The organism is Prevotella rectalis (genome assembly GCF_900607215.1).
Classification (GTDB): domain Bacteria; phylum Bacteroidota; class Bacteroidia; order Bacteroidales; family Bacteroidaceae; genus Prevotella; species Prevotella brunnea.
This window is the reverse complement of the sequence record NZ_LR027822.1, coordinates 727,151-737,891: the sequence shown is the minus strand read 5'-3', so window position 1 is coordinate 737,891 and position 10,741 is coordinate 727,151. Positions and strand designations below refer to the sequence as shown.

Genomic DNA, 10,741 nt, shown 5'->3' with positions numbered 1-10,741 from the left:
CTGTATTTCATCTTATGCCTTGTGTGTTTGGCAAGTTCCCCTGTTGTATCATTATGAATGATATTATAAATGGATTGGTGGGACACCTTTATTCCCTCATTCTTGCGCAGATAACCTGATATTTGTCGTGGAGACCACTGGTCATTGGTGATATATTCCTTAATTCTCCAGACTAATTCGTTAGAGAGCCTGGCGTTCTTTACCGTTCTCTTTCTGCGCTGCATAGCCATATCGTGCGCCTTTGTCCAGATATACTTTTCTGATGGCGTGCTGTTGCGTTTGATTTCACGTGATAGTGTTGACTGACTGATGCCGACGATTGTGGCAATCTCTTTTCTCCCTGTTTTCTTTTGGAGTAAGGCGAAAATTTGCGACCTTTGCTCCGAGGTTAATTGATGATATTTCACAATACAAAGTTAATTAATCTTGGGGAGACAGAGGTCTCCCTTTTTTATTTGTATTGCTGGTTGTTTTTTTTCCTCGCCGAGAGATGCAGACAACCTCTCGCTACGCTTCGAGAACGTCTGCATCTCTCGGCGAGGGCTACTCTTTTATTGCACTTCGTTTTGGAACTTGCACCGGCAGCCGGTCGGTAGTTGGTTTTGATTGGATGAGTTCTTTTTATAATTATGGTGTAATTCCATGGAGTTTTAAATGAGTCGTTTGTGTCGCAAAATCCACCAAGATGCACCGGAAACGAAGACCGAGATAAGCATTGCCACTGCAAATCCCCATTTGCTTTGTTCCATTCCGTTGATGACATTCATTCCGAAAAGCGAAGCAATGAGCGTTGGAAACATCATGATGATGGAAACCGAGGTGAGCGTACGCATCACGGTGTTCATGTTGTTGTTAATGATACTTGAATAGGTGTCCATCGTAGATTCGAGAATGTCCGAGTAAATGCTCGCTGTCTCTCTCGCCTGACTCATCTCGATGTTTACGTCTTCGATGAGGTCGGCATCCAACTCATCCACTTGCAGTTTGAATTTCAGCTTCGCCAGCAGGTTCTCGTTGCCACGTATGGAGGTAACGAAATAGGTAAGCGAATCTTGCAGACGGCTCAATCCTATGAGGCTCTCGTTGTTAATCTCCCGGTCCAAATTATGCTTAGCTTTGTCGATGAGGTTGCTGATTTGTTTCAACCGTTTCAGATACCACACTGCGGAACATAGGAAGAGACGGAATATCATGTCCACATAGTCGGTAAATCCCTCACCGCGTTTCTGCTGATAAGAAACGAAGTCGAGCATCATGTTTGTCTCGAAGTTGCAGACTGTTATGGTAACGTCGCGTTTGTGTATGATACCCAATGGAACGGTGGTATAGGGTGTTCTTGAGCGTATTTCCTTGACGTAAGGAATGCGCAGGATGATGAGCATCCAACCATCATCGTATTCATAGCGGGCACGCTCATCGGTATCGCTGATGTCCGATAGGAAATAGTCCGGTATGTCGTAGGTTTCTTCCAGTTCTTGCTGTTCCTGCTCTGTGGGGCAGGTAACTTGAATCCAACAATTAGACTGCCATTCTTTGATGGTAGTTAGGGGTCCGCTAATGTTCCAGTATGTTTTCATTTGCTAATCTCCGCATAAATTTTGGGTGGGGATTAGCAACGCTTAAGTTACAATCCTCACGTTAAGAAACAAAATGTATTCGCGTGATAATCGTCCATTCGAATTCAAAATTAGTTTTCGAGTGCAAAAATAGCCATAATATTCCGTTCTGCCAAGTAAAATATCGGTTTTTTTATTCTTAATTATCAGCTCATCGATCGAAAAAATGATGGGCAGGAGTCTGTGTAAAGAATGTGCTGTATCAATTAACTCCGAATGTTTAATGAAACCACCTTCACTCGGACATTTTCTGCGTTTTCGCTATCGAGCCGTAACTTCGGATGATTCAGTGAAATTACCTTCAATGCACACAAAAGGATGATAAACAAAGGATTTCCTCCTTTTTCTCAAATCATTAAGCACAATTGAACCATTTGGAATCAATGAACAAAAGTCGGGCATTAAGATTTCTCTGCGTTGTATGATGGTGAGAAATTTTTATCTTTTCCCAATGGCGTCCTAATCATCACGAAATTATATTACAAAAATCATACCAGGGATACGTTTCGTAATCTATTGATAATCAAGGTGATATTGGTTGCTATTTAAAAGCTTACCTTTTGCATTGCAATTCATGACCTTTTGCACTGCAAAAGCTTACCTTTTGGAAAGCAAAAACTAAGCTTTGGATAGATGAATGAAGAAAATTTAGTACATTATTGAACTTTTCCCATGTCGCCGGGAAGGATTTTCGCGTTTTCAATGCCCTCGCTAAATATGCCATTTAACGGAAGAACCATAAAAAAGATAAAAAGCCCGAGAGTTTGCAAATAATTTAGTACATTTGCAAATCAATATATAGAATTATAATTCGAGTTTTAAGAAAGCATGAACGTTTTAGAATTATCAGAACAAGAGATTGTACGCCGCCACAGTTTGCAGGAATTACGCAACATGGGGGTTGAGCCATATCCGGCGGCAGAGTATCCGACGAACGCATATTCCACCGACATAAAATCAGAATTTAAGGAAGACGAGAAACGGGAGGTCGTGATTGCGGGTCGCCTTATGGGGCGTCGCGTAATGGGAAAGGCATCTTTCGCAGAAATACAGGACAGCAAAGGCAGAATACAGGTATATGTTACTCGCGATGAGATTTGTCCGGACGAGAACAAAGACGCTTACAACGTTGTTTTCAAAAAGTTGCTAGACATCGGCGATTTCATTGGGGTGAAAGGCTACGTGTTCAAGACTCAGATGGGCGAGATTTCCGTACACGCCGAGGAAATTACATTGCTATCGAAGAGTCTGACCCCACTACCCGTCGTGAAATATAAAGACGGAGTAGCTTACGACAAGTTCGACGACCCGGAGTTGCGCTATCGCCGCCGTTACGTCGATCTTGTGGTAAACGAAGGCGTAAAAGATACTTTTCTCAAGCGAGCAACGGTATTGCGCACCATGCGCAACTTCTTCGATGAAGCAGGTTACACAGAGGTGGAAACGCCCACTTTGCAAAGCATTGCCGGAGGAGCCAGCGCACGTCCGTTCATCACACATTTCAACGCGCTGAACGTTGATATGTATATGCGCATTGCCACAGAATTATATCTGAAAAGGCTCATTGTCGGAGGCTTTGAGGGAGTTTACGAAATAGGAAAGAACTTCCGCAACGAGGGCATGGATCGTTTCCATAATCCTGAATTTACATGTATGGAACTATATGTTCAGTACAAGGATTACCAATGGATGATGGGCTTCACGGAGAGATTGCTCGAGAAGATTTGCATGGAAGTGAACGGCACGACAGAAGTACGGGTGGGCGAACATCTCATCAGCTTTAAGGCTCCGTTTCGCCGATTGCCCATCCTTGACGCCATTAAGGAGAAGACGGGTTTCGACTTGTACGGCAAGAGTGAAGATGAAATACGCCATATCGCCGTGGATGAATTGAAAATGGAAAGCATAGACGAGAGCTTCGGCAAAGGAAAACTCATTGATGAAATCTTTGGCGAGTACTGCGAGGGCACGTTCATCCAACCAACATTCATCATCGACTACCCCGTGGAAATGTCGCCACTGACGAAAATGCACCGCTCGAAGCCCGGACTCACAGAACGTTTCGAGCTGATGGTGAACGGCAAGGAACTGGCAAACGCTTATTCGGAGCTTAACGATCCATTAGACCAGGAAGAACGCTTTAAGGACCAAATGCGATTGGCTGACAAAGGCGATGACGAGGCAATGATTATCGACCAAGACTTCCTGCGCGCGCTTCGCTACGGTATGCCACCAACATCGGGCATCGGTATCGGCATCGACCGATTGGTAATGCTCATGACCGGCAAGGAATACATTCAGGAGGTGCTTCTCTTTCCACAAATGAAGCCGGAAGCCAAAATGCCACAAAGCAGCATAAAGGAATGGGCGGAAATAGGAGTGGAAGAAAACTGGGTTTACGTGCTTCGCAAATGCGGTTTCAATCTTATTCAAAACATCAAAGAAGAAAAAGCACAAGGCTTACAACAGAAAATAGGTGAGATTAACAAAAAGTATAAGTTGGGCTACGACAAACCATCGGTTGAGGACATTCAGCAGTGGATTGACAAAGCCAATCAAAAATAAAGCGTAAAAAGTAAAGACGCAAACCTCGTTTTGCTCTTTTACCTTTTCAATATGTACGAAGTAGGAAACATAGCCATCATTGGAAGCGGCAGTTGGGCAACCGCCATCGCGAAGATAGTGGTGGAACATACGCACCACATCGGTTGGTACTTCCGGAGAGACGAATCAATAGCAGACTTTCGTCGCCTCGGACACAACCCGACCTATCTGACAAGCGCACACTTCGATTTGAACGAAGTAACCTTGTCTTCCGATATTAATCGGTTGGTGCAGGACTATGATACGCTAATCTTTGTTACGCCTTCGCCTTATCTGAAATCAATATTGAAAAAGGTAAAGACCAAACTCAACAATAAATTCATCGTAACAGCTATTAAGGGTATCGTTCCCGATGAGAATTTGGTGTGCTCCGAATACTTCCACAAGGTGTATCATGTTCCGGAAGACAACCTCGCCGTAATCGGGGGCCCATCTCATGCCGAAGAAGTGGCAATGGAACGCCTGACCTATCTCACCGTAGGCTGTTCCGATCAAGAGAAAGCAAAGGCCATGACGGAAGTCTTGGCTTCCAACTACGTGAAGACCAAGACATCGCCCGATGTGCTCGGCATTGAATACGCTTCCGTGTTGAAGAACGTTTATGCCATCGCTTCCGGTATTTGTGCCGGACTGCAATATGGCGACAACTTCCAATCGGTAATCATCTCAAATGCCATGCAAGAAATGGAACGAGCCTTGACAGCACTCAACCCCATTCCACGCTCAATGATCGACAGCGTTTATTTAGGCGACCAGCTCGTTACGGGCTACAGTAACTTCAGTCGTAATCGCACGTTCGGCATGATGATAGGCAAGGGCTACAGCGTGAAATCGGCTCAAGTGGAAATGGAAATGATTGCAGAAGGCTACTTCGGAACAAAGTGCATGAAAGAAATCAACAGGCACTTACATGTGAACATGCCAATCTTAGATGCAGTTTACAACATTCTTTACGAACGTATCAGTCCACAAGTTGAAATAAAATTATTAACAGATTCATTCAGGTAAACAGATGGAAAGTATCAAATTAGACATTACCAAAGCTGCTCAGTTCTTAAATCCGGGCACAGTAGAAATATACGCTCCACAGGTGGCTAAGGCACAGGAAGCACTTGAAAACGGAACGTGTCAGGGAAACGACTTTCTTGGTTGGCTACATCTGCCGTCAGAAACCAACGAAGCATTCTTGAACGAAATACAGACTGTCGCAGATACATTGCGAGAGAAGTGCGAAGTAGTGGTGGTGGCAGGCATCGGAGGTTCATATTTGGGTGCACGTGCCATAATAGAAGCATTGGGTAACAGCTTCGCTTGGCTCTTGAAGGAAGAAAAAAATCCTACCCTTCTCTTCGCAGGTAACAACATCGGAGAGGACTATCTCCATGAACTGACAGAATACCTGAAAGACAAGCGATTTGGCGTTATCAACATTTCAAAGTCGGGAACAACCACGGAAACAGCTCTCGCTTTCCGACTGTTGAAGAAACAATGTGAAGCTCAACGTGGGAAAGATACTGCCAAAGAGGTTATCGTTGCCATCACCGATGCAACAAAGGGAGCAGCGCGGAAGGCAGCGACACAAGAAGGCTACAAAACATTTGTCATTCCCGACAATGTTGGGGGACGTTTCTCGGTTCTCACCCCGGTGGGCTTACTTCCCATTGCCGTTGCAGGCTTCGACATCAAACTGTTGATGGACGGTGCACGCACGATGGAGAAAGAAACGGCCATTGATGTTCCTTTCGAGGAGAATATCGCGGCACGCTACGCAGCCGTGCGTCAGGCTCTTTACACACAGGCAGGCAAGAAGATAGAGATCATTGCCAACTTCCAACCGAAACTACACTTCATGGCTGAATGGTGGAAACAGCTCTACGGGGAAAGCGAAGGAAAGCAATCAAAGGGAATTTTCCCGGCGGCTTGCGACTTCACAACCGACCTTCACTCCATGGGACAGTGGATACAAGAGGGCGAACGCACTATCTTCGAGACCGTTTTGTCGGTAGAAGAACCCAATAAAAAACTTCTTTTCCCACACGATGAAGAAAATCTTGACGGACTGAATTTTCTCGAGGGCAAACGTGTTGATGAGGTAAACAAAATGGCTGAGTTGGGAACTCGGTTGGCACACGTTGATGGTGGGGTGCCGAACATTCGCGTTAGTATTCCCAAACTGAATGAATACTATATCGGCCAACTCATCTACTTCTTTGAGAAAGCTTGTGGAATTAGCGGAATCGTTCAAGGCGTAAACCCATTCAACCAGCCGGGCGTGGAAGCCTACAAGAAGAATATGTTTGCTTTGCTCAACAAGCCGGGTTATGAGGCAGAGAGTAAGGCTATAAAAGAGAGGCTTTAAGCTCTTTCATCTCCAATTAATTCCCTCACCCTTTCTTGAAAAAGAACTGATGGGGGAATCCTATTTTTAATGGTATAAAATATGTTTCAAGAAGCGATCCAAAGATATAACGAAAAATCGGCTATTCCGTTCTCTCCGAAAGTTGTGTTGTTCGATATGGATGGGGTGCTCTACGACTCCATGCCCAATCACGCACAAGTGTGGATGTTGGCAATGAAAGCGCACGGCATCAGGTTCTCTGCCAAGGACGCATACGCCACAGAGGGGGCTCGTGGCGTAGATACCATTCAGAAATATGCCAAAGAACAGCTCAAAAAAGACCTTTCAGAGGAAGAGGCTGAAGCCATTTATGAATTGAAAGCCCGGCTTTTCCACGAATTACTACCACCTCCTATCTTCGATGGTGTAAAGGATTTGATGCGAAAAATAAAGGCAGATGGACTGCGGATTGGCGTTGTTACCGGAAGTGGACAGCGAAAACTCATACAACGACTGCTCGACGATTTCAGCGACTTTCTCTCCGAAGACCAAATCACTACTGCTTTCGATGTAAAACGTGGCAAACCTAACCCTGACCCTTATCTTGCCGGATTGAAACGAGCAGGCAACTATGCCCCGAACGAAGGCATCGTGATTGAAAACGCGCCTCTTGGGGTTCGTGCCGGCGTGGCAGCGCGATGTTTTACCATTGCAGTTAACAGCGGACCGCTTCCCAATTCCGCATTGACCGATGAGGGTGCCGACATACTTTTCCCCTCTATCCGCCAATTGGCTGATAGCTGGGAACAATTAATAAGGTAAATGGTGTTGTGTCGTTAGCGTGGTATCGCTATCCATATCGGCTATCCGAAATCTCGTCCGAGACAGCTGTTTCAGTTATTTCGACTCGATTTCTTATGTCCGAAAGTACGCTTCTTATTGGATGGTGTGCTTTTTCAAAAACTCTTCGTAATTGTTCTTATAACCATTGAACACGTTGATATCCACATCGCCATGAATACCGGCAACCTTCCCGTCGGGACTCAACTGCCAAATTTTTAATTTAATATCGGGCTTATACTCTCCATACCGGGCTATCCAAACAAAGTAATTCCCCTGAATGTCTATGGCAAGAGGGAGATATTTCTTCGTAAACATCTGACTGACATAAAGGATGGGGCGCACTCCGGTAGCTTTATGCACCACCGACAGCCAATCGCGAATGTGCTTGAACATTATCTCTGCCCCACCCATCCTCCTGATTTGTGCATCGGAAGGTTCTACATCCAGAACCGCCGGTAAGTCGCCTTTCAAAAATCGGCTCTTCAACAGGAAAAATCTCGCTTGAGCGGCACCGGCAGATGTAGTGGAAAAGAAATGATAACTACCCACGTGGATTCTCTTTTCGCGCGCTTTTCGATAATCTTCGTGATAATATTTATTGAAAACCGTGCAACCTTCCGTGGACTTAATGTAGATGAACGATATGGGATAATCCACCTTTCCTTTTATTTTCTTTGTACTTAGTGTTCCCAAGTCCTTAATCCTTAGCCTATTCCAATCAATGTTGAACACCTTGTCATACTTTTCGTGCTGATGCCGTGAAATGTCAATGCCATAGACTCGCTCGGAATGATAAGTGAGCCGTTCGCCCTTGAAAACATTATCTTTCCATTCGCCCACCATGAGATACTCATGGGGAGCAACATAAAAACCGAAACCATTTCGTTGTCCGTTCTCCCAATGTCCGCTGTAGAAGCTGCCATTTTTTCCAAAGTGCCTCCCATAGCCGTGAGGCTTCCCATTTAGCAGCGGTCCCACATAATATCCCGATGAGTCGGTTATATGGGGTTCCACCGGTGGATTGAGTTCTGTTTTTTCCGGAATACGAGATTTCTCAAGTTCACTCCGTGCCTGCTCGGTACTCATCTTTGACCTTACATAGAGGGGCGTTCGCTTGTTGTAAGTCTGTAACAGTATGAACGACTTATGGGCATCTGTGTTAATGCGACGACAAACCACGGACTTCTTGTTTCTCTTTCTAACGATTGCGTAACGGTTGATTTGTCTGACGCGGAGCCTTCCCTTTTGATCTATGGCGCGCAACTTATTGATGAAGCGAGAGAGCGAATCCATTTGCAAGGTTACATACCTTTGATAATCGGCTATCCTGTTATAACCGAAATCCTGCACGCTATGGGTGCGCATGTAATACGTCAGCTCGTTGCGCTGTGTTTGCAAACCTGCCAACTCATCATCCAAGAGCTTATATTCCCTCTCCATTAATTGGTGAAGAGCTTCACTTCTGAGGTTCAGAATGATAGAAGGCTTGTTTTCCCATGTCGTGAGGATGCGCCCGCGACAGCTTGGAAGTATGGGAAGCATATTCACCCAATAACCTTTTACACGCACACTTCTCACCTTTACGCTGTCTTTGCTTGTCGCGCCTCCGATTAGCCGGGTGCCTTTATAATCGGTGAAAAAGAGGACAGGCGTCCCATTTACCTCCAATCGGTAGTAAGCCTCCTGTTTTACGATGACCGTGCTCCGCTCAATACTTTTTCGCGAGAGTGGCAACAATCTGTAGATGAAAATTGTCGCGAGAAGCACGCAAGTTATTCCGGCTGCAATATAAAGATGTTTTTTGTGGAAAAAGTTTCCAAACATTATTCGTTATTCGTTTATTCTTTGCAAAGGTAACATAAAATCTCAACTTTGTTTCCGTAAAAGCAAAGAAATCAATCTGCCTGTTTTTATTTTCTTTTCGACCGTAGAGTCACCCGGCAAGTGCAAAATTATAAAACGTGTTTGAATATATTGCTGTCCGCTAAAATGTGTACCTTTGTTCATGGTTACTTGAATTTATGTTAGAAAAAACAAAGGTAACAAAAGGGCTGGATTCCATGCGAGGAATCCGGTCCTAATTTTATGTTCAAAAAAAAGTTTTAGCGGACAGCAACATAAGATTATATGCTTCAAGAACAGCCATATCAACAGTAGCATCTGTTACTTGATTATGTATTCTCTGATATACTATATCTGTTAAAGACTGTTGGAAATCCAATTTCAAAAGAGTTTTTTCCAAAGTTGTAACATATAGTTGTATACCACCTCCTTGAACTTCTGCCTCAGTTGTAAGTTTGAGATATCAATCAAAAAGTTTACTATTCATTAGCCCGACAAATTGAATAAGGCTGTCTCTATCCCCAGTCATTATATCAACGGCATTATTACAGATTATTACTGTCCGCTAAACATCCCACATTTTTTATGAATTAGGGCTGACACTTCTCACGAGGTATCAGCCCTTTTTGTTATCTTTGCTTTTGTTTCCAAACTCAGATAACATGGGCAAAAGTACACATTTCTTCGGACAGCCGGTATATGGTCAGCTGATAAAATCTCTCGACCATGATAAAATAGTTGAAATAAGCCGTCGGAACGGCGGTGAGCGGTATGTGAAGACCTTTGATGGCTTCACCCATCTTCTTACGATGCTGTATGCAGTCATCATGCGCTTCGACTCCCTGCGCGAGATAGAGGCGGCAATGACGGCTGAGGTGCGCAAGCTTCATCACATAGGCATTGACAGGGTTCCTAAGCGCAGTACCCTGTCAGACGCGAACGCCAGACGCTCGGAGAAATTCTTTGAGGACGTGTATCACGACCTTTACGAGTCCAATAAGGACAAACTTTCTTCGGACAGCCGACGCAATGGTACGGAGGAATGGGTAAAACGTCTGAGAATCATCGATTCCACCACGATAACCCTGTTCTCTAACGTCATCTTCAAGGGCGTGGGCCGTCATCCTAAGACGGGAAAGAAGAAGGGTGGCATAAAAGTGCATTCCGTCATTCATGCAAACGAGGGAGTTCACTGTGACGTGAAGTTCACCTCTGCCGCTACCAACGATTCCTTCATGCTCGCCCCCAGCCATTTCAAGCATGATGAAATCGTTGCCCTGGATCGTGCATATATTAACTATGAAAAGTTTGAGGAACTGACCGAGAGGAACGTCGTCTATGTCACCAAGATGAAGAAAAATCTCAAATACGAGGTGTTGGCAGACTGCATGGATATGAACGAGGATGGGCTGATGGAATATCGTGAGCAGGTGGTGGTGTTCAGGAAGGGCGGTATCAACCATATAGCGCGTATCATCACCTATGTGGATATCAAGAA

8 protein-coding genes are annotated in these 10,741 nt (G+C 44.7%); 5 read left to right on the top strand and 3 right to left on the bottom strand.

All coding sequences use genetic code 11. The features are described 5' to 3' along the window. Together E0E16_RS11410 and E0E16_RS11405 are read right to left on the bottom strand one after the other, a co-directional pair. Positions 1–407, bottom strand: a 407-nt coding sequence (locus E0E16_RS11410; RefSeq protein ID WP_165444201.1) for a helix-turn-helix domain-containing protein, incomplete at its 3' end; no start/stop codon positions are given. Positions 408–650: 243 nt separating this feature from the next. Further along, the gene (locus E0E16_RS11405; RefSeq protein ID WP_130830385.1) at positions 651–1,577 is read right to left on the bottom strand and encodes a magnesium transporter CorA family protein; all 927 of its coding nucleotides are present in this window, start codon (positions 1,575–1,577) and stop codon (positions 651–653) included. Between the two features lie 867 nt (positions 1,578–2,444). On the opposite strand from E0E16_RS11405, the gene lysS reads away from it, so the two are divergent. The 4 genes from lysS (at position 2,445) to E0E16_RS11385 (ending at position 7,380) form a co-directional block, all read left to right on the top strand. Then, positions 2,445–4,181 (top strand): lysine--tRNA ligase, encoded by a 1,737-nt coding sequence (gene lysS / locus E0E16_RS11400; RefSeq protein WP_130830384.1) that lies wholly within the window; start codon positions 2,445–2,447, stop codon positions 4,179–4,181. Positions 4,182–4,232: 51 nt separating this feature from the next. Continuing rightward, the gene (locus E0E16_RS11395; protein WP_130830383.1) at positions 4,233–5,228 is read left to right on the top strand and encodes an NAD(P)H-dependent glycerol-3-phosphate dehydrogenase; all 996 of its coding nucleotides are present in this window, start codon (positions 4,233–4,235) and stop codon (positions 5,226–5,228) included. 4 nt (positions 5,229–5,232) lie between these two features. Further along, the gene (locus tag E0E16_RS11390; protein WP_130830382.1) at positions 5,233–6,579 is read left to right on the top strand and encodes a glucose-6-phosphate isomerase; all 1,347 of its coding nucleotides are present in this window, start codon (positions 5,233–5,235) and stop codon (positions 6,577–6,579) included. Between the two features lie 81 nt (positions 6,580–6,660). After that, positions 6,661–7,380 (top strand): inorganic diphosphatase, encoded by a 720-nt coding sequence (locus tag E0E16_RS11385; protein ID WP_130830381.1) that lies wholly within the window; start codon positions 6,661–6,663, stop codon positions 7,378–7,380. 114 nt (positions 7,381–7,494) lie between these two features. On the opposite strand, the gene E0E16_RS11380 is transcribed toward E0E16_RS11385, so the two are convergent. Next, entirely contained in the window at positions 7,495–9,225 is a 1,731-nt protein-coding gene (locus E0E16_RS11380; RefSeq protein WP_130830380.1) for a GH25 family lysozyme, read from the bottom strand. 680 nt (positions 9,226–9,905) lie between these two features. Between E0E16_RS11380 and E0E16_RS11370 the strand changes: the two genes are divergently transcribed. Then, positions 9,906–10,741 (top strand): DUF4372 domain-containing protein (locus E0E16_RS11370; RefSeq protein ID WP_130830655.1); only part of this gene is annotated, 836 nt, incomplete at its 3' end.

What these genes read in the sequence shown, in the direction of transcription:
- E0E16_RS11405 (WP_130830385.1), bottom strand. Translation starts at nt 1,577, where the DNA reads ATGAAAACATACTGGAACATTAGCGGACCCCTAACTACCATCAAAGAA.
- lysS (WP_130830384.1), top strand. Translation starts at nt 2,445, where the DNA reads ATGAACGTTTTAGAATTATCAGAACAAGAGATTGTACGCCGCCACAGT.
- E0E16_RS11395 (WP_130830383.1), top strand. Translation starts at nt 4,233, where the DNA reads ATGTACGAAGTAGGAAACATAGCCATCATTGGAAGCGGCAGTTGGGCA.
- E0E16_RS11390 (WP_130830382.1), top strand. Translation starts at nt 5,233, where the DNA reads ATGGAAAGTATCAAATTAGACATTACCAAAGCTGCTCAGTTCTTAAAT.
- E0E16_RS11385 (WP_130830381.1), top strand. Translation starts at nt 6,661, where the DNA reads ATGTTTCAAGAAGCGATCCAAAGATATAACGAAAAATCGGCTATTCCG.
- E0E16_RS11380 (WP_130830380.1), bottom strand. Translation starts at nt 9,225, where the DNA reads ATGTTTGGAAACTTTTTCCACAAAAAACATCTTTATATTGCAGCCGGA.